At 65.4% G+C, this 18,501-nt stretch carries 15 protein-coding genes, 1 tRNA gene and 1 riboswitch; of the genes, 12 read left to right on the plus strand and 4 right to left on the minus strand.

Annotation, left to right across the window (positions count from 1 at the left end; translation table 11 throughout):
• Window positions 1-26: 26 nt before the first annotated feature.
• Window positions 27-106: riboswitch (SAM riboswitch) on the minus strand.
• A 98-nt stretch (window positions 107-204) separates the two neighbouring features.
• Window positions 205-278: transfer RNA gene (locus QP803_RS12955), tRNA-Gly, on the plus strand.
• Between the two features lie 13 nt (window positions 279-291).
• Here QP803_RS12955 and QP803_RS12960 read toward each other — a convergent pair.
• Complete coding sequence (locus QP803_RS12960; protein WP_284943890.1) at window positions 292-2,394, minus strand: protein-disulfide reductase DsbD family protein; 2,103 nt, start codon at window positions 2,392-2,394, stop codon at window positions 292-294.
• An 81-nt stretch (window positions 2,395-2,475) separates the two neighbouring features.
• Here QP803_RS12960 and hrpB point away from each other — a divergent pair, with 81 nt between their 5' ends.
• The gene (gene hrpB, locus QP803_RS12965) at window positions 2,476-4,914 is read left to right on the plus strand and encodes an ATP-dependent helicase HrpB (RefSeq protein WP_284947908.1); all 2,439 of its coding nucleotides are present in this window, start codon (window positions 2,476-2,478) and stop codon (window positions 4,912-4,914) included.
• A 7-nt stretch (window positions 4,915-4,921) separates the two neighbouring features.
• Here the strand turns inward: hrpB and QP803_RS12970 are convergent, their stop codons facing one another.
• Together QP803_RS12970 and QP803_RS12975 are read right to left on the minus strand one after the other, a co-directional pair.
• Window positions 4,922-5,233, minus strand: coding sequence for a BrnA antitoxin family protein (locus QP803_RS12970; RefSeq protein WP_284943891.1), 312 nt, complete (start codon window positions 5,231-5,233; stop codon window positions 4,922-4,924).
• The gene (locus tag QP803_RS12975) at window positions 5,214-5,543 is read right to left on the minus strand and encodes a BrnT family toxin (protein ID WP_284943892.1); all 330 of its coding nucleotides are present in this window, start codon (window positions 5,541-5,543) and stop codon (window positions 5,214-5,216) included. Before QP803_RS12975 ends, QP803_RS12970 begins: the two co-directional genes overlap by 20 nt.
• 97 nt (window positions 5,544-5,640) lie before the next feature.
• Here QP803_RS12975 and QP803_RS12980 point away from each other — a divergent pair, with 97 nt between their 5' ends.
• Window positions 5,641-6,744, plus strand: a complete 1,104-nt coding sequence (locus tag QP803_RS12980) for a potassium channel family protein (protein ID WP_284943893.1) — start codon at window positions 5,641-5,643, stop codon at window positions 6,742-6,744.
• 57 nt (window positions 6,745-6,801) lie between these two features.
• On the opposite strand, the gene QP803_RS12985 is transcribed toward QP803_RS12980, so the two are convergent.
• Window positions 6,802-7,578 (minus strand): gamma-glutamyl-gamma-aminobutyrate hydrolase family protein, encoded by a 777-nt coding sequence (locus QP803_RS12985; protein WP_284943894.1) that lies wholly within the window; start codon window positions 7,576-7,578, stop codon window positions 6,802-6,804.
• A gap of 193 nt (window positions 7,579-7,771) precedes the next feature.
• Between QP803_RS12985 and rfbB the strand changes: the two genes are divergently transcribed.
• From rfbB to QP803_RS13030, 9 genes are all read left to right on the plus strand, one after another.
• Window positions 7,772-8,827 (plus strand): dTDP-glucose 4,6-dehydratase, encoded by a 1,056-nt coding sequence (rfbB, locus tag QP803_RS12990; protein WP_284943895.1) that lies wholly within the window; start codon window positions 7,772-7,774, stop codon window positions 8,825-8,827.
• Window positions 8,828-8,870: 43 nt separating this feature from the next.
• Window positions 8,871-9,755 carry a glucose-1-phosphate thymidylyltransferase RfbA gene (rfbA, locus tag QP803_RS12995; RefSeq protein ID WP_284943896.1) on the plus strand — a complete coding sequence of 295 codons (885 nt, stop codon included), beginning with the start codon at window positions 8,871-8,873 and terminating at the stop codon, window positions 9,753-9,755.
• A gap of 12 nt (window positions 9,756-9,767) precedes the next feature.
• Window positions 9,768-10,328, plus strand: coding sequence for a dTDP-4-dehydrorhamnose 3,5-epimerase (gene rfbC / locus QP803_RS13000; protein WP_284943897.1), 561 nt, complete (start codon window positions 9,768-9,770; stop codon window positions 10,326-10,328).
• 87 nt (window positions 10,329-10,415) lie between these two features.
• Entirely contained in the window at window positions 10,416-11,309 is an 894-nt protein-coding gene (gene rfbD / locus QP803_RS13005) for a dTDP-4-dehydrorhamnose reductase (protein ID WP_284943898.1), read from the plus strand.
• A complete protein-coding gene (locus QP803_RS13010; protein ID WP_284943899.1) occupies window positions 11,306-12,217 on the plus strand; it encodes a glycosyltransferase in 912 nt (303 codons plus the stop codon). Before rfbD ends, QP803_RS13010 begins: the two co-directional genes overlap by 4 nt.
• 177 nt (window positions 12,218-12,394) lie before the next feature.
• A complete protein-coding gene (gene mdh, locus QP803_RS13015; RefSeq protein WP_284943900.1) occupies window positions 12,395-13,348 on the plus strand; it encodes a malate dehydrogenase in 954 nt (317 codons plus the stop codon).
• A 4-nt stretch (window positions 13,349-13,352) separates the two neighbouring features.
• A complete protein-coding gene (gene sucC, locus QP803_RS13020; RefSeq protein ID WP_284943901.1) occupies window positions 13,353-14,549 on the plus strand; it encodes an ADP-forming succinate--CoA ligase subunit beta in 1,197 nt (398 codons plus the stop codon).
• Window position 14,550: 1 nt separating this feature from the next.
• Window positions 14,551-15,426, plus strand: coding sequence for a succinate--CoA ligase subunit alpha (gene sucD / locus QP803_RS13025; RefSeq protein WP_284943902.1), 876 nt, complete (start codon window positions 14,551-14,553; stop codon window positions 15,424-15,426).
• Between the two features lie 172 nt (window positions 15,427-15,598).
• On the plus strand, window positions 15,599-18,493 hold the full coding sequence (locus QP803_RS13030; protein ID WP_284943903.1) for a 2-oxoglutarate dehydrogenase E1 component: 2,895 nt from the start codon (window positions 15,599-15,601) through the stop codon (window positions 18,491-18,493).
• Window positions 18,494-18,501 lie beyond the last annotated feature (8 nt).

Consider the following 18,501-nt stretch of genomic DNA (forward strand, 5'->3'; position numbering starts at 1 on the left):
CCCGGCCGTGGATGCAGCAAGGGCGCATCGCGTCCCCACTGGCCTCTTTAGCGCGCTTCTTTAACCTCGCCGCAATCCGGCCGGACAAATCACGAGGGGCACGCCGTGCCGTGTTCTGCATAGGACTCGCCGGTGGCCGCCGTCAACGGCGCTTTGCAAATCGCCGCGCTGCGGATATGACTGGCGCCGCGCACACTGACCGTTGCGGGTATGGTGTAATGGTAGCTCGTCAGCTTCCCAAGCTGAATGCGCGGGTTCGATTCCCGCTACCCGCTCCAACTTTGGTCGTCATTATCCGGCCGGTGCGCCGATCACATTCAGCACCAGACCCGGCGTCAGAATTTGCGGCAGCATCACAGGTTCGGCGCCTTTCGGTGGATAGAATAGATAGAGCGGCACGCCGTCGCGGTTATGCGCCTTCAGGAAGGCCGTGATGTCCGGGTCTTCGAGGGTCCAATCCCCCACCAAATAGGTCACGCCCTGGCTCCGGAAGCCGCGCCGGACGTCATCACGGTCCAGCGCGACGCGTTCGTTCACCAAGCAGGTGACGCACCAGGCGGCAGTGAGATCCACGAAGGCCGGTGTTCCCGCCGCACGCAGCGCCGCGAGCCGCGCGGTCGAGAAGGGCTCAGCGCCTTGCGCCATGGCATGCGCCTGGTCGGGCTTGGCATCGCGCGACACGGCGAGAATCGGCACCAGCGCCAGCACCGCAAGCACGCCGAGGGCAGGCGCCACCCGGCCACCGAGGCGATAGAGCCAGGCGGCGAAGGCGACCAACAGCATGCCGCCGCCCGCCGCCAGGAGCAGAGGCGAGCCGCCTTCGCGCACCGCCACCCAAACGAGCCACAGCACGCTCGCATAGATCGGGAAGGCGAGCGCTTGGTGCAGGATCTCCATCCAGCGACCCGGTCGCGGCAGAATCCGGCCGACGCCTGGGATCAGGCTCAACACCACCACCGGGAGGGCAAGACCCAAGCCCAGAGCCACAAAGATCGCCATGCCCGGCAGCGGTGGGCCGGCCAGAGCGGCAGCAAGCGCCGCGCCCATGAAGGGCGTCGTGCAGGGTGTCGCGACGACGGTCGCGAGCACGCCCGTGAGAAAGCTGCCGACTGGGCCGCCGCGCGCGACGGCCCCCTGCCCCAGGCCGACCCACCGGCCGCTGATGACGATGAATCCCGAGAAATTGAGACCAACGGCAAACAGCAGCCAGATCATGCCAAGCACGAAGATCGGCGACTGGAACTGAAAGCCCCAGCCGGCCAGATGGCCGCCGACGCGCAGCGCGAGGAACAGGGCGCCGAGCAGGGCGAAACTCACCACGACACCAAGCCCGTAGGACAGCCCTTCCCGCCGCGCGACCGTCCCATCCCCGCCATGGCTGGTGGTGCGCGCCAGATGCGCCGCCTTCATTGCCAGGATGGGAAAGACGCAGGGCATCAGGTTGAGAATGAGACCGCCAAGCAGAGCCGCCGCCAGCGTTACCCAGAACCCCGCACTCAGAAAGATGACGCCGGAGGAGGCCATGATGACGGGCGGCATGCCCGGCTGCGCCGTGATCAGCGCGGCGGTCTTCGTCCCATCCCAGGTCTTGATCACCAGAATGCCGGCAAGCGGCTTGGTGGCGTCGAAGCCGGGAACGGGCGTCAGAAAGACCGCCAGCCGGCCATTGCGCAGGCGGTATGTCTGGTCGAATTCCTGATTGATCGCACCTGGCAGGCTCGGAAAGAAATAGACCGATTTCAAGTTGCGCGCGTTCGCCGCGGTGCCGTCTACGAGAAGCTGCCCGCCCGGCTGGATCCAGGCATGCCAATCCGTGGCGCGCGGCAGGTGCCTGGCGAGATCCTGAAACAGTCCCATCTGTGGTGAGGGTTTCGCCGTGGCGGCAACCGGCAGGGACAGCCTGAAGGTGCCGTTGCCGGGCACACAGATGTCCTTGCAGACCAGCCAGGTCGCGGCAACCGAGATCGGGAAGCGCCCGCCGACCGGCGCGGTCTTGGGCGGTGTGATGGTCATGGGCAGCAGAACTTGGCCGTCCGCGTCGCCTTGATAGCCATAGGTCGTAACCGGCCCGTCTTGCTGAACCCTCGGGATTGGCCACTGAATGGGCCCGGCCTGACCACCGCCGGACAAGGTCACCACAGCCGTAGGCGCGGCGCCGGCATCCCCCGGATTGATCCAATAGATATGCCAGTCGGGACTTAGCACGAAGCGCAGCGCGATCTGGAAAGGCTTCCCGGGCGCGACACTGTCGGTATCCGACACGATGCTCACCTGCGTTCGCAAGGTCGTCGCAAACAGGCTTTCGGCCGCCTCGGCGATCCGCATGCCGCCGAGCAGCAGCAGGAAGACCAGAGCCGCCAGGAGATGCTTCGCCGCCATGCTGCGATGTGCCATCCGTTCCTCTTACCGCTATCGGATAGCTTCGCCCAGGCGGGCGGCATGTTACGCCAAAACGGGATTCCGATATTGAACGCTATGCCGAAGCTCGACCTGTCCGCGATCGCGGCACTTCCCGTCGCCGATGTCATGGCGGATCTGCTGGCCGCCCTCGAGGTGAAACCGAATGCCGTTCTCGTCGCGCCGCCCGGCGCCGGCAAGACCACCACCGTGCCGTTGGCCCTGCTGCAACATGCGACCTGGGCGGCGGGCCGCATCGTCATGCTGGAACCGCGCCGCCTCGCCGCCCGCGCCGCCGCCACGCGCATGGCAAACCTGATCGGCGAAGAGGTCGGCCAGACCGTGGGCTACCGCACCCGCATCGATAGCGCGGTCTCAGCCAAGACGCGGATCGAGGTGGTGACGACGGGGCTGCTCGTGCGACGTTTGCTCGGCGACCCTGGCTTGGACGGTATCTCCGCCGTCATCCTAGACGAAATTCATGAGCGCTCGCTGGAGGCTGATCTTGCGCTCGCCTTCTGCCTCGATGCGCAGCGCCTGCTGCGGCCGGACCTGCGGCTGCTGGCGATGTCCGCGACGCTCGACAGCGGCAGGCTGTCAGCCCTGCTCGATGGGCCCGTGATCGAAAGCGCCGGCCGCGCCTATCCTGTGGAGATCCGCCAGCAGCCGCGCGACCTCGGTCATATCCGCGACCTGCCGGATGCCGTGGCGCGGACCATTCGCGCCGTCCTCGGCGAACAGCCGGGTGATGTGCTCGCCTTTCTACCGGGCATGGGTGAGATCCGCCGTGTCGAGCAGGCCCTCGCGGGCATCGCAGCGCTGGTGCTGCCGCTGCATGGTGATCTGCCGCCGGCGGCCCAGGATCTGGCGCTCCGCCCCGCCGACCAGCGCCGCGTCGTGCTCGCCACCTCGATCGCCGAAACCTCCCTCACTGTGCCCGGCGTGCGCATCGTGGTCGATGGCGGCTACCGCCGGACGCCGCGCATGGACAGCGCCACCGGCCTCACGCGCCTCACCACCGAGCGGGTCAGCCGTGCCGCCGCCGATCAGCGCGCCGGTCGCGCGGGCCGGGAAGCGCCGGGCCTCGCCATTCGTGTCTGGACCTCGGCGACGCATCGCGGGCTGCGACCCTTCGACCGGCCGGAGATCGCCGAGGCGGAACTCTCCGGCCTCGTGCTCGACTGCGCCGCCTGGGGCACCGCGCCCGGCGCGCTGCCGTTCCCCGATCCGCCGCCGGAGGGTGCGCTGGCGGCGGCGCGCAGCCTGCTGACCGATCTCGATGCCCTGGACGCGGACGGTGCCATCACGCCGCTGGGACAGCGCATGAGTCGCATCGGCGCCCATCCCCGCCTCGCCGCCATGATGCTGGCGGCCGAAACGCCCGCCCAAGCGGCGCTCGCCTGCGACCTCGCGGCCTTGCTGGAGGAGCGTGACCCCTTGCGTGTCGGGCCGGAGGGGCCCGCCGACATCGCCCTTCGCATCGAAGCACTGGCCGATCCCGGTGCCGCGCAAGCCGATCGCGGCGCCGTCCACCGCATCCGCCAATCGGCGAAGCAGTATCGCGGGCGGCTCGGCTTGCGCGGCGATCCGGCGGCGGGCGGCGATCCGGCGCCGCTGATCGCCGCCGCCTTCCCCGACCGGCTGGCGCAACGGCGCGGCGAACCCGGCTCCTTCCGCCTCTCGGGCGGGGGTGGCGCGCGATTGCCGGTGACCGATCCGCTCGCACGGGCCCCCTTGCTCGCCGTGGCGTCGCTGGAAATGAAAGCCTCGGCGCGTATCCGCATGGCGGCGGCGTTGGACCCCGCAGCCTTGCCGCCGGCGCTCGCGCGTCGGGTCACCGAAAGCGTGGAGACCACGCTCGATCCCGTCACCGGCAGCATCCTCGCGCGCCGCCGTCGCCGCCTCGGCGCCCTGGTGCTGGAGGATCGATCGGGGCCGCCAGATGCGGCGGAAGCCGCGAGCGCCTTGTTGGAGGCGGTGGCGCGGGATCTGGCGCGCTTGCCCTGGACCGAGACGGCGCGCGGCGTGCAAGTGCGGCTCGGCCTGATGCATGGGCTGGAGCCCGACATCTGGCCGGCGAGCGACGATGCCTCCCTGCTCGCGACCCTGCCGGAATGGCTGGGACCGCATCTGCACGGCCTGACACGCCTCGGCGATGTCGCGAAGCTCGACATCGGCGCCCTGCTGCTCGACCGTCTGGACTGGAGTTTGCGCGCGCGGTTGGAGCGGGAGATGCCGACGCATCTGGCCCTGCCCGGCGGACGCGCGGCGGTCGATTACAGCGAGCCGGTGCCGCTCGCTTCGGCGCGGGCGCAGCATTTCTATGGCCTCACCGAGACGCCGAAGCTCGCGGGCGGCCGGGTGCCCTTGCGGCTGGCTCTGCTGTCACCGGCCGGTCGGCCGATCGCCATCACTGCCGATATCGCGGGCTTCTGGCGCGGCGCCTGGGCGGACGCGCGGCGAGATATGCGCGGGCGTTACCCAAGGCACGACTGGCCGGAGAACCCATTGGGGTAGAGCGACGTCAGGACTTGAGAGAGGTCAGCATTTCACGCCGGAGAATGGCGTTGATCCGGGATTGATAGCCCTTGCCGTGCCCACGTAGCCAGGCGAGCACATCCGAATCGATCCGTACGGTCGTCGAGGTCTTGGTCGGCTTATAGAAAGGATTCTGAACGGCAGCCTTCCAGAAGGCGTCAGTCAAAGGCGGAATATCGCTCGTGTCGATCTCGTCATCCGGCATCGAACTCAAGATGGCGAGTTCTGCCCGTTCGTCGTCTGTCAGTGGCGGTGGGCTGGACAGGTCGACCAATCGCCTAACGCTGTGCTTGCTCATAATTCCTCCTCTCCTTCGGCTCGGCGCGCCTAGCCGATATGATGCGGATCACCTCGATGGCACCGCCGTCCAACATCGTATGAGCGACGAGCAGCAGCGTCACGCCATCGACCATGCCAAGTGTCTGCCAACGCTCTTCACCGCCCTCGACGCGGTCCTGTTCGACGAGAGCGAGAGGATCAAAGAAAACGCGCATGGCCAAGGCGAAGCTGACCCGGTGCTTGCGCAGATTTTGATCGGCTTTGACCGGATCCCACTCTACTCGAACATTCACAGCACGTGTTACTACAAATTTGTAGAACCAATCCAATACGCCTGTCCGCTAGCCTGCGCAAATCGCTGGACCTGCTCCGGCTGTGACGGCACAACGAAGTCGTTACGCACCTTACCCAGGGCACGCTCGTCTGATGAACGCCAGTCACCATACGAAGCGCGACCGTACGCCGCTGCTCAAGCTCTGGGTGGGCCGGCTCTTCGCCTCGTCCTTCCGCAACTTGGTGTTGGGCGGCATCTTCGTCCTGCTCGTCTGCCTCCTCGCGAGCGTCGGCTACACCATCGCCGGCTGGACCGAGTCCGACGCTATCTACATGGTGGTGCTGACGATCTTCACGGTGGGCTATGGCGAGGTCCACCCGATCGACACGCCGTTCCTGCGCGGCAATACCGAAATGCTCATCATCCTGGGCTGCACTGGGATGATCTTCCTCACCGGCGCTTTGATCCAGTTCATCACCATCACCCAGTTCCAGCAGCTTTTCGGCACGAGGCGCATGAAGCAAGAGATCGACAACCTGACGGACCATGTCATCATCTGCGGTTTCGGCCGCATCGGCCTCATGCTGGCCTCCGAACTGACCACGGGCCAAGCGCCCTTCGTCATTCTGGAACGCAGCGAAAGGCGTTTCGCTGAAGCGCGTGACCTCGGCCATCTGTGCATCCAAGCGGATGCGACGGATGAGACCGCGCTGCTCCATGCCGGCATCGCGCGTGCCCGCTGCCTGGCGACGGTGCTCCCCGATGACGCCGCCAACGTCTTCATCACCCTGAGTGCGCGAAGCCTGAACGCCGGCCTGGAGATCATCGCGCGGGGTGAGGCAGCCTCCACCGAACGCAAGCTCATTCAGGCCGGCGCCAACCGGGTGGTGATGCCGACGCATATCGGCGCGGAGCGGATCGCCCAGATGATCCTGTTTGCCGAGACGGAGCGGTTTTTACAGGGATCAGACCGCATGCGCGCCTTCCAGCGCCAGCTTTTAGACCTTGGGCTGAACGTGCTCGCCCATCCCATCGCGACGGACAGCGCCTGCATCGGCCTGACCGTCTCTGAGGTCGAAAGGCGCGGCGAGGGCAGCTTTTTCATCGTCGCCATCGACCGTCCCGAGGATTCAGGTATCACACGGCCGCCGCCGGATACGGTCATAGAACGGGGCGATGGCGTGGTGCTTGTCAGCCGGGACGGCCGTGCCCTTCTCGTCAAACGGCTGTTCGGCCCGGCGGAGGCGCTGGTTTAGCGGGTGAAACCCTTCAAGACGTAGGGTGGAAAAGCGGAGCGCATTCCACCAATCCCGTCAGTCCGCCGAACTCGATAGGCTTTGGCCACCGCTACGGTAGGTGGCGACGGCGGCGGCAAAGGATTCGAAGATGCGGCGCGACACCTCGTCGCTGTCCATGTCGTATTCCGGGTGCCACTGCACACCAACGGCGAAGCCCACGCTGCCGGCCACGCGCACCGCTTCGATCGTGCCATCTGGCGCAATGCCCTCAGCGACCAGGGATGGCGCCAGCCGGTCGATCCCCTGATTATGAAGGGAATTGACGGCAATCTCGCGCGCACGGGCGACGCGGTGCAGCCAGGTCCCGGGCAGCACGCGCAGGCTATGGGCCTTGGCGTGGCGGATCGGGGCCAGGGCCTGCATGGGCGTCGAATGATCGATCCGGCCCGGCAGGTCCTGCAAGCGCTGGTGCAGGCTACCGCCCAGGGCGACGTTCATTTCCTGAAAGCCACGGCAGATGCCAAGCAGAGGCACGCCGCCGGCGATGGCACCGCGCACCAGCGGAATGGTCATGCCGTCGCGCCCAGTATCCTCAGGCGTTTCCGGCGGATGCGGCGACCCACCGTAGAGCGCGGGTTCAACGTTCGAGGGGCTGCCAGTCAGGATGATGCCGTCAAGCCGATCCAGCAGACAGGCGGTATCCGCCTTGTCGCCATTGGCGGGAATGAGCACCGGCATGCCCCCGACGATACCGACCACCGCCCGCACATAGGTATCCGACGTGGCATGGTTCAGCATGCCGAAACGGCCGAAAAGCTTCTGGCAGCAGGAGATACCGATAAGAGGCTTCATTCCTGTGACAATGCGGCACTGCACACGGTGATAAAAGCGATTCTTGCGTATGGCCGGGGCCTATTTCGCCGATGGCGGCCAATAGGCTGGTAGTTATGGACCATCCAAGCGGCTCGACGGTTGCCGCCTCGCGCCAAGCCTGTCAGTTTCCGGCCGAAATCGGCACTCTTCACAAGAACGGGACTGCAAAACGATGCGTCTGCTGATCACGGGTGGCTGTGGCTTTATCGGGTCGGCGGTCATCCGCCATCTGATCCGGGCGACGGATCATACGGTCGTCAATGTCGATGTCATGACCTATGCGGCGTCGGAAGATGCGCTGGAGGAGGCGCTGGACAGCGACCGCCACACCCTCGTCCGCGCCGATATCGCCGATACGGCGGCGATGAAGGCGGCCTTCGAAACCCATCAGCCCGATGCGGTGATGCACCTCGCCGCGGAAAGCCATGTCGATCGCTCGATCGACGGTCCGGCCGACTTCATGCGCACCAATATCATGGGCACCTTCTCGCTCCTCGAAGCCGCCCGCGCCTACTATGCGGGCCTGACCGGTGAGCGACGCGCAAACTTCCGCTTCCACCATGTCTCGACCGACGAGGTTTTCGGCGCCTTGGAAGCGAACGACCCACCCTTCGTTGAGACCACGCCCTACGATCCGCGCAGCCCCTATTCCTCGTCCAAAGCAGCGTCGGACCATCTCGTGCGGGCTTGGTTCCACACCTATGGCCTGCCCGCCTTCGTCTCGAACACCACGAACAACTACGGCATCTGGCAATTCCCCGAAAAGCTGATCCCGCTGGTTCTGCTCAATGCGTTGGAGGGCAAGCCCCTGCCCGTCTATGGCGACGGGTCCAACCAGCGGGACTGGCTGTTCGTGGAAGACCACGCGGTCGCCCTGGTGAAAGTCCTGGAACAAGGCGTGCCGGGCGAAACCTATTGCATCGGTGCCCGCCAGCCGCGCAGCAACCTGCAGGTCGTCCACGCCATCTGCGCCGAACTCGACCGCCGGCTGCCCGACCCCGAGGGGCCGCGTTCGCGGCTGATCCGCTTCGTGACCGACCGGCCCGGCCATGACTTCCGCTATGAGATCGACCCATCGCTGGCGGAGGCCGCCATCGGCTGGACGGCCGAGCATGATTTCGAGCGGGGCCTGGCACGCACCATCGACTGGTATCTGTCGCATCGCGACTGGTGGGAAGCCATTCGCGGCGGCCGCTACACCGGCCAACGCCTCGGCACTGCTGCTTAAACTCCGACGCCCCGCTTCCGCCACTTAGAGGACGTACGAAAAAATGAAGGGCATTTTGCTTGCGGGCGGCTCCGGCACGCGCCTGCATCCAATCACGCAAGCGACCTCCAAGCAGCTCCTGCCGGTCTATGACAAGCCGATGGTCTATTATCCGCTGTCGACCCTGCTGCTGTCGGGCATCCGCGACATCATGATCATCTCGACGCCGGCCGACCTGCCGCAGTTCAAGCGTCTGCTGGGCGATGGCTCGCGCTTCGGGGTGAAGTTCACCTTCGCCGAGCAGCCGAGCCCGGACGGTCTAGCTCAGGCTTTCCTGATCGCTCGCGAGTGGTTGCAGGGCGAGGCCTGCGCGCTCGCGCTGGGCGACAACCTGATCCATGGCGAGCATCTCTCGGTCTTGCTGCGCGCCGCCGCCGCTCGGCCCGAGGGCGCCACGGTTTTCGCCTGCCAGGTGCGCGACCCCGAGCGCTATGGCGTGGTCAGCTTCGACGACACCGGCCGGGCGCTGGAGATCATCGAAAAGCCAGCGGTGCCCGATTCTAATTGGGCGGTAATCGGCCTCTATTTCTATGACAAGCGGGTCAGCGACATCGCCACCACCATCAAGCCCTCCGCGCGCGGCGAGCTGGAGATCACAGATCTCAACCAGGTCTATCTCCAGGAAGGGACGCTGCATGTCGAGCGGCTGGGCCGTGGCACCGCCTGGCTCGATGCCGGTACGCCGGACAGCCTGATGCAGGCAGCGACCTTCGTGCAGACCATCCAGTCCCGCCAGGGCATGTTGGTCGGCTCGCCCGAGGAAGTCGCCTTCCGCAAGGGCTTCATCGACGCCGACCAGCTCCGCACCCTGTCCCGCCAGCTCGGCAAGACCGAACTCGGTCGCGTCCTCGCCGAACTCGCCGACCACCACCCCGTGGGCCATTCGTAAGGAGACGTGGAGATGCAGGTCGAAAAACTCGCGATCCCAGAGGTTCTTCTCATTACGCCGCCGAAGTTCGGCGACAGCCGTGGCTTCTTTTCCGAAACCTTCAATGCGAAGAAGCTCGCGGCGGCGGCCGGCATCGATGGCGTCTTCGTGCAGGATAATCACAGCCTATCCCAGCAAAAGGGCGTCATTCGCGGCCTGCACTGCCAGCTTGCCCCGCATATCCAAGGCAAGCTGGTGCGTGTGGTGCGTGGCGCAATCTGGGACGTCGCGGTCGATGCGCGTGCGGGCTCGCCGACCTATGGACAGTTCGTCGCGGCGGAGCTTTCGGCCGAGAACTGGCGCCAGCTTTGGGTGCCGGGCGGCTTTCTGCATGGCTTCTGCACGCTCGTGCCCGATACCGAGGTCGTCTACAAAGTCACTGGCGATTATGACAAAGCGAGCGAAGCCGGCGTGATCTGGAACGACCCGGACTTGGCTCTGCCCTGGCCTGTCGCGCCAGACGAGGCGGTCCTGTCCGACAAGGACAAAATTCTGCCCCGTCTGAAGGACGCCGGCACGCTGTTCACCTACTAAGATGGCGGGTAACGCTGCGCTCATCCGCCCTAAACCGCCACGCGTAGGGCGGATGAGCGCAGCGTTACCCGCCGAAGGAACCGCCCCATGACCACCATTCTCGTCACCGGCGGCAGCGGTCAGGTCGCGCAGGCACTGGTTCGCCTGGCGCCCGCCCACGACATCGACGTGGTCTGCGTCGGCCGCCCCGACTTCGACTTCGACAAGCCCGAGACGATCGACGCCGTGTTCGCGAGCCGATCCTGGGATTATGTCGTCAACGCCGCCGCCTACACGGCGGTGGATGCGGCCGAGGGTGACGAGGCCGCCGCCGCCCGCGCCAATGCCAGCGGCCCCGCGACGCTCGCCAAGCTGGCGGCCGAAGCCGGCATTCCCTTTATCCATATCTCGACCGACTATGTCTTCGATGGCGGCAAGGGCGCGCCCTATCTGGAGACGGACCCGACCAACCCGACCGGCGTCTATGGCCGCACCAAGCGCGATGGCGAAACCGATGTGATGGCGGCGGGCGGCCAGTCGATCATTCTGCGCACTGCCTGGGTCTATTCCGATACCGGTAAGAACTTCGTCCGCACCATGCTAAACGCTGGTGTCAAGCTGCCGAAGCTGCGCGTGGTCGGCGACCAGAAAGGCAGCCCGACCGCCGCCGGCGATCTCGCGACCGCCATCCTCGACATCATCGCCCTCATCGCGCGGGACGGCTGGAAACCCCAGTACAGCGGCATCTTCCACGCCACTGGATCCGGAGAGACGACCTGGCATGGTCTCGCTGTCGCGACCTTCGCGGAAGGCCAGCGGCATGGCGGCCCCTCCCCCGAGGTCGAGGCCATCACGACCGCCGATTGGCCGACGCCGGCGCAGCGCCCTGCCGATTCGCGCCTGGACAATAGCAAGCTCGCCGACACCTTCGGCGTTACGCTGCCACCCTGGCGCGACAGCCTGGCCCGTACGGTCGACAGCCTGCTCGCCCCTAAGGCGTGAGCCGCTGCGCGATCCTGCTGTCTACCTATAACGGCGCGGAATTTCTCCGCCCGTTCCTGGCGAGCCTTGAGGCCCAAAATTTTCGCGACTGGGTAGTGCTATGGCGCGATGACGGTTCGACGGACGAGACAGTGGCGACCATGACGGCCTGGGGCGCGACGCAAGCCGCCCGGTTCCGCGTGCTCACCGAACCGTCGGGCAACCTCGGCGTCACGCTCAGCTTCATGACCCTGCTGCGCGCAGCGACCGCGTTTCCGGTCTTGGCCTTCGCCGACCAGGATGACGTCTGGCTGCCGGAGAAACTCGCTTGGGGCATCGACCGCCTGGCGGAGGTTTCGGCCGAAGTGCCCGCGCTGTACTGCGCCCGACAGATCCTGGTCGATCGGACGCTGGCCCGGACGGGCCTGTCCCCGGCCCTGCCAGACAATCCCGGCTTCCCGTCTAGCCTGACGCAGAATATCGCGACCGGTTGCACCGTGCTGCTGAATGCCGCTGCCGTGCGGTTGATAGCGACCAGCCGGCCCCCGGCAAAGACCTGGCATGACTGGTGGTGCTACCTGAAAGTGACAGCCGCCGGGGGCGTCGTCTGCTGTGATGATCGCGGCGTCATTCTCTACCGCCAACACGGCGCCAATGCGGTGGGCGCCGCAGGCGCCGCGCCCAAACGGGCCCTCGCCGCCGCCAGGCGTGGTCCCGCCGCCTTCATGTCGGTCTTTCGCGCCAACGTCAGGGCGCTCCGAACGGAGGACAAAGACCTATCGCCCGCAGCACGTCAGGCCCTGGCGATTGTCGCCGACGGGCTTGCCGGCGGCGTGACCGCAAAAGGCCGCGCACTGCGTTTGCCCGGTCTGGCACGCACGTCCTGGTTGCAGACGCAGCTGTTTCGCCTCTGGTTCCTGATCGGCTGAGCAACGAGTGCCGAAAGACAGCGCAGACCTGCGCATAATGCCTATGTCCAAGCCCCGGACGGCTGCTTGCCGCACTGCAGCAGTTGAGCTAGCACAACGCACTTTCTGGCCCCGGACATACCGCTCTGGGCCCTGGCTGACCCCGTCCGCCTCCCGAACCTCCGTGGAAGGACCCTCATGGCCCGGAACAAGATCGCGCTTATTGGCGCTGGCAATATCGGTGGCACGCTTGCCCACCTCATAGGCCTCAAGGAACTGGGTGACGTCGCCCTGTTCGACGTCTTCGGCGGTGTCGCCGCCGGCAAGGCGCTGGACATCATGCAGTCGAGCCCGGTGGACGGTTTCGACTCCACCATGACCGGCGGCTCGGACTACGCGGCGCTCGCGGGCGCGGATGTGGTGATCGTCACCGCCGGCTTCCCCCGGATGCCCGGCATGTCGCGCGATGATCTGGTCGCCAAGAACGCCGAGGTGATCGCCCAGGTCGCGGAGGGTATCAAGCAGAACTGCCCCGATGCCTTCGTGATCGTCATTACCAACCCACTCGATGCGATGGTCTGGGTGATGCAGCAGAAGTCCGGGCTTCCCCCCGAGAAGGTCGTCGGCATGGCCGGCGTGCTCGACAGCTCCCGCTTCCGTCTCTTCCTCGCCGAAGAGTTCAAGGTTTCGGTCGAGGATGTCACCGCCTTCGTGCTCGGCGGCCACGGCGATGGCATGGTGCCGCTGGTGCGCTACTCCACCGTGGCCGGCATCCCCGTGCCGGACCTGATCAAGATGGGCTGGACCACGCAGGAGAAGATCGACGCGATCGTGACCCGCACCGCCAATGGCGGCGGCGAGATCGTCAAGCTGTTGGAGCGTGGCAGCGCCTTCTACGCCCCCGCCGCCTCGGCGGTCGCGATGGCCGAGAGCTACCTCAAGGACAAGAAGCGCGTGCTGCCCTGCGCCGCCTATTTGAGCGGCCAATATGGCATCGATGGCCTCTATGTCGGCGTGCCCGTGGTCATCGGCGCTGGTGGCGTCGAGCGGATCGTCGAAATCGCGCTCAATGAAACCGAACAGGCGGCGTTCGACGCGTCCTGCGACGGCGTTCGCACCTTGATCGAAGCTTGCAAGCAGTTGGTGGGTTAACGCGATGAACATTCACGAATATCAAGCCAAAGAACTGCTCAAGGTCCGCGGCGTCGCGGTGCTGGAAGGCCATGTTGCCTGGACGATCGAGGAAGCGGTGGCCGCCGCCGAAAAGCTGCCCGGCCCTATCTATGTGGTGAAGTCCCAGATCCACGCCGGTGGCCGTGGCGCCGGTCACTTCGCCGAGGAGCCCAGCGGCAAGGGCGGCGTTCGCCTGGCCAAATCCGCCGATGAAGTGCGCGCCGCCGCCGCCGCCATGCTCGGCAATACCCTCGTCACCAAGCAGACCGGCCCGGCCGGCAAGACCGTCCATCGCATCTATGTCGAGGCCGGCTGCGATATCGCCCGTGAGCTTTACCTCTCCCTGCTCGTCGATCGCGCCAGCTCGCGCGTCATGATCATGGCCTCCACCGAAGGCGGCATGGAGATCGAAGAGGTCGCCGAGCATTCGCCCGAGAAGATCATGCGCGTCGCGATCGATCCTGCGACCGGCATTTCCGCCTTCCACGCGCGCGGCCTGGCCTTTGGCCTCGGCCTGTCCGGCAAGCAGGTCGGCGCCTTCACCAAGTTCGTGCTGGCCATGTACAATGCCTTCATCGAACTCGACTGCGCGATCGTCGAAGTCAATCCGCTGGTCGTGACCAAGACCGGCGACGTCGTGGCGCTGGATGCCAAGGTCAGCTTCGACGACAACGCCCTGTTCCGCCATCCTGAAATCGAGGCGCTGCGGGACGAGGCCGAGGAAGACCCCAAGGAGCTTGAGGCCAATAAATACAGCCTCAGCTACGTGGCGCTGGATGGCACGATCGGCTGCATGGTCAATGGCGCCGGCCTGGCCATGGCGACGATGGACATCATCAAGCTGTATGGCGGCTCGCCCGCCAACTTCCTTGATGTCGGCGGCGGCGCCACGAAGGAGCGCGTGACGGCGGCCTTCAAGATCATCCTGTCCGATCCGAATGTCGAAGGCATCCTGGTCAATATCTTCGGCGGCATCATGCGCTGCGACGTCATCGCCGAGGGCGTCATCGCCGCCGCGCGGGAAGTGTCCTTGACCGTGCCGCTGGTGGTGCGGCTGGAGGGCACGAACGTCGCCCTTGGCAAGGAAATCATGGCGAAGTCGGGCTTGCCGATCATCGCCGCAGACAATCTCGCCGACGCTGCCCAAAAGGTCGTCCGCGCCGTGAAGGAAGCCGCATAACATGGCCATCCTCGTCGATACCAATACCCGCGTCATCACCCAGGGCTTCACCGGCGCCCAGGGCACCTTCCATTCCGAGCAGGCCATTGCTTACGGCACCAAGGTCGTTGGCGGCGTGACGCCAGGCAAGGGCGGCTCCATCCACATCGATCTGCCCGTCTTCGACACGGTGGCCGAGGCGCGTGAGAAAACCGGCGCCAACGCCACCGCCATCTACGTGCCGCCGCCGTTCGCGGCCGATTCGATCCTAGAGGCGATTGCCGCCGAGATGCCGCTGATCGTCTGCATCACCGAGGGCATTCCCGTCCTGGACATGGTGAAGGTCCATCGCGCCCTGCTCGATTCGAAGTCGATCCTGATCGGGCCGAACTGCCCGGGCGTGATCACGCCCGACGCCTGCAAGATCGGCATCATGCCCGGCCACATCCATCGTCGCGGCAAGATCGGCATCGTCAGCCGCTCCGGCACGCTGACCTATGAGGCGGTCGCCCAGACCACGGCGGCGGGCCTCGGCCAGAGCACCTGCGTCGGCATCGGCGGCGACCCGGTGAAGGGCCTCGACTTCCTGGAAGTGATCCAGATGTTCCTGGAAGACCCTGAGACCGAGGCGCTGATCATGATCGGCGAGATCGGTGGCCAGAGCGAAGTTGTCGCCTCCGAGTTCATCAAGAGCAGCGGCACTAAGAAGCCGGTCGTCGGCTTCATCGCCGGGGCGACCGCCCCGCCGGGCCGCCGCATGGGCCATGCCGGCGCCGTCATCAGCGGCGGCAAGGACACGGCAGCCGCCAAAACCGAGGCCATGCTGGCCGCCGGCATCTTCGTCGCCGACAGCCCGGCCTCGCTCGGCAGCACCATGATTAAGGCCCTCGGCGGCTAGAAAGTGGCGGAATCCCGGCGCATCATGCGCCGGGAACAACCCTGCGACCTTGCTTGAACTGTCTGTGAATTGTCGGTGAGCGCCTATTTCTGGGGGGCGTCGCAGTCTATAGCCACTTCAGGCAGCGGCGGCCTCGTCCGGTCGGGCGGGGCTGTTCAAGAGCGGAGCCCCCATGCCAGGCGTCGATAGTCTTGCCACCGCCTTCAACGGTGCGAATGCGGCTTTCATTGCCGATCTCTATGCACGATGGGTCCGTGCGCCCGGATCGGTCGATGCCAGCTTCGGAAATCTGTTCGAATCTCTGAACGACGAAGCGCGCTCGGTTTTGACCGATGCGTCAGGTGCCTCCTGGGCGCCACGCCACTGGGCGATCGAGGCAGACTCGCCTGCGCCTGTCCCCGCCGCAAAGACCGCCAAGCCGGTGCCCGTCGCGGACACCAAGCCCGCCCCTGTCGTCGCAGAAGCCGGGGAGCGCAACACCGCCTCCCTCGATTCGATTCGCGCCCTCATGCTGATCCGCGCCTATCGCGTGCGCGGCCATCTGGAAGCGAAGCTCGATCCGCTCGGGCAGCAAGTCCCGAAACACAATCCTGAACTTGATCCCGCAACTTACGGCTTCACGGAAGCCGATTTCGATCGGCCGATCTTCCTCGACCATCATCTTGGTCTCGAAAAGGCGACGGTGCGGGAAATCCTGTCGCTGTTGCAGGAAACCTATTGCGGCCATCTCGGCTTCGAATTCATGCATATCCAGGATTCGACGCAGCGGGAGTGGTTGCAGAGCCGCATCGAAGGCGCGCCCTGGACCCATGACCTCAATCCCGGGCAGAAGAAGCAGCTTCTAAAGGAACTGACGGAGGCGGAAGCCTTCGAGGTTTTCTGCCAGAAGCGCTTCGTCGGCACCAAGCGCTTCGGCCTGGAAGGTGGCGAATCGACCATTCCGGCGTTGCACACCATGATCCGCACCGGCGCCCAGGCCGGCGTCACGGAAGTGGTTATCGGCATGGCCCATCGCGGCCGCCTCAATACGCTCGTGAACGTCGTGAAGAAGCCCTTCACGGCAATCTTCAGCGAATTTGGCGGCGCCAGTTCCAAACCCGATGACGTGCAGGGTTCGGGCGACGTGAAATACCATCTCGGCACCTCGACCGATGTCGAGATCGATGGCCACAAGGTCCATCTGTCGCTGCAGCCCAATCCGTCCCATCTCGAAGTCGTCGACCCCGTCGTGATCGGTAAAGTGCGCGCCCGGCAGGATGAGGCCGGCGATACCCGCGGTCGCCACACAGTCATGGGCATTCTGCTGCATGGCGATGCCGCCTTCGCGGGCCAAGGCATCGTGTATGAGACGCTGGCGATGAGCCAGCTCATCGGCTACCGCACCGGCGGCACGTTGCATGTCATCACCAATAACCAGATCGGCTTCACGACGGTTCCGGTGCATGCCTATTCGGGTCTCTATTGCACCGATGTCGCCAAATCCGTGCAGTCCCCCATTCTGCATGTGAATGGTGACGACCCTGAGGCGGTACTGTTCGCGGCCAAGCTCGCCACCGAATATCGGCAGGAATTCGCGGCCGATGTCGTGCTCGACATCGTTTGCTACCGCCGCCACGGCCATAACGAATCCGATGAGCCGGCCTTCACCCAGCCGATCATGTATCGCGCCATCGGCGGCCTGAAGACGACGCGCACCCTCTATGCCGAGAAGCTGGTCGCCGAAGGCACGGTGACCGAGGCAGAGGCAAAGGAAGGGTGGGACGCCTTCATCGCGAACCTGGAGCAATGCTTCCAAGTCGCCAAAGCCTATCGCCCGAACAAAGCAGATTGGCTTGAGGGTAAGTGGGCCGGCCTCAATCGCGGTGAGGATGACGAGACCAAGTCCGAAGACCCCACGGGCGTCCCGATAGAGACGCTGCGGGAAGTGGGCGCGGCGCTGGCCACCGTGCCCGGCACCTTCGACCTCAATCCCAAGATCGCACGTCAGCTCGAAGCCAAGAAGGTCGCGAGCGAGACCGGTGAGGGTATCGACTGGGCAACAGGCGAGGCCCTGGCCTTCGGCACCTTGCTGCTGGACAAGCATCGTGTGCGGCTGTCGGGTGAGGATTGCCAGCGCGGCACCTTCAGCCAACGCCATGCCGTGCTGATCGATCAGTCCAACCAGAACGAATATGTTCCGCTGAACAATATCCGGCCCGATCAAGCAAAGATCGAGATCTACAACTCCCTGCTGTCTGAAGTCGGCGTGCTCGGCTTCGAATATGGCTATAGCGTTGCCGACCCGAAGACGCTGGTCTTGTGGGAAGCGCAGTTCGGCGATTTCGCCAATGGCGCGCAGGCCGTGATCGATCAGTTCATCTCTAGCGGGGAGACGAAGTGGCTGCGCATGTCCGGCCTCACCCTGCTGCTGCCGCATGGCCATGAAGGCCAGGGACCGGAGCATTCCTCCGCGCGGTTGGAGCGGTATTTGCAGCTCTGCGCAGAGCTGAATATGCAGGTCTGCAACATCACGACGCCCGCGAATTATTTCCATTCACTCCGCCGGCAGCTCAAGCGGAACTATCGCAAGCCTTTGGTGATCATGACGCCGAAGTCCTTGCTGCGTCATAAGCTTGCGGTCTCGCCGCTTAGCGAAATGGCCGAGGGCAGCAGCTTCCGCAAAGTGATCCCCGAGATCGATACGCTGGTGGCGCCGGATCAGGTCCGCCGCATCGTGATCACGACCGGTAAGATCTATTACGACCTGCTCGCGGCTCGTCGGGAACGCGATATTCGCGACGTCGCGCTGATCCGGCTGGAGCAGATTTATCCCTTCCCGGCCATGGCGCTGCGCACCGCCCTGACGCTCTATCGCAATGCAGAAGTCATCTGGTGCCAGGAAGAGCCTGAGAACCAGGGCGCCTGGACTTTCGTCGATCGCAGGTTGGAGCGTGTGCTGGTGGCCATTGACGCGGCGTCCAAGCGCCCGCGTTATGTCGGCCGCGACGAGGCCGCCAGCCCTGCCACCGGTTCCGCCAAGATCCACGCGGCGCAGCAGGCGTCGATTGTGGATGCGGCACTTCAATAAACCCAGTC

Origin of the sequence: Acidisoma sp. PAMC 29798, from assembly GCF_030252425.1 — a bacterium.
GTDB classification, from domain to species: Bacteria; Pseudomonadota; Alphaproteobacteria; order Acetobacterales; family Acetobacteraceae; genus Acidisoma; species Acidisoma cladoniae.

Bases quoted from the DNA above. Each gene is read 5' to 3' on its own strand.
- rfbC (WP_284943897.1), top strand. From the start codon at position 9,768: ATGCAGGTCGAAAAACTCGCGATCCCAGAGGTTCTTCTCATTACGCCG.
- hrpB (WP_284947908.1), top strand. From the start codon at position 2,476: ATGCCGAAGCTCGACCTGTCCGCGATCGCGGCACTTCCCGTCGCCGAT.
- mdh (WP_284943900.1), top strand. From the start codon at position 12,395: ATGGCCCGGAACAAGATCGCGCTTATTGGCGCTGGCAATATCGGTGGC.
- QP803_RS12960 (WP_284943890.1), bottom strand. From the start codon at position 2,394: ATGGCACATCGCAGCATGGCGGCGAAGCATCTCCTGGCGGCTCTGGTC.
- QP803_RS12970 (WP_284943891.1), bottom strand. From the start codon at position 5,233: ATGAGCAAGCACAGCGTTAGGCGATTGGTCGACCTGTCCAGCCCACCG.
- sucC (WP_284943901.1), top strand. From the start codon at position 13,353: ATGAACATTCACGAATATCAAGCCAAAGAACTGCTCAAGGTCCGCGGC.
- QP803_RS12985 (WP_284943894.1), bottom strand. From the start codon at position 7,578: ATGAAGCCTCTTATCGGTATCTCCTGCTGCCAGAAGCTTTTCGGCCGT.
- QP803_RS13030 (WP_284943903.1), top strand. From the start codon at position 15,599: ATGCCAGGCGTCGATAGTCTTGCCACCGCCTTCAACGGTGCGAATGCG.
- QP803_RS12980 (WP_284943893.1), top strand. From the start codon at position 5,641: ATGAACGCCAGTCACCATACGAAGCGCGACCGTACGCCGCTGCTCAAG.
- rfbA (WP_284943896.1), top strand. From the start codon at position 8,871: ATGAAGGGCATTTTGCTTGCGGGCGGCTCCGGCACGCGCCTGCATCCA.
- rfbB (WP_284943895.1), top strand. From the start codon at position 7,772: ATGCGTCTGCTGATCACGGGTGGCTGTGGCTTTATCGGGTCGGCGGTC.
- sucD (WP_284943902.1), top strand. From the start codon at position 14,551: ATGGCCATCCTCGTCGATACCAATACCCGCGTCATCACCCAGGGCTTC.
- rfbD (WP_284943898.1), top strand. From the start codon at position 10,416: ATGACCACCATTCTCGTCACCGGCGGCAGCGGTCAGGTCGCGCAGGCA.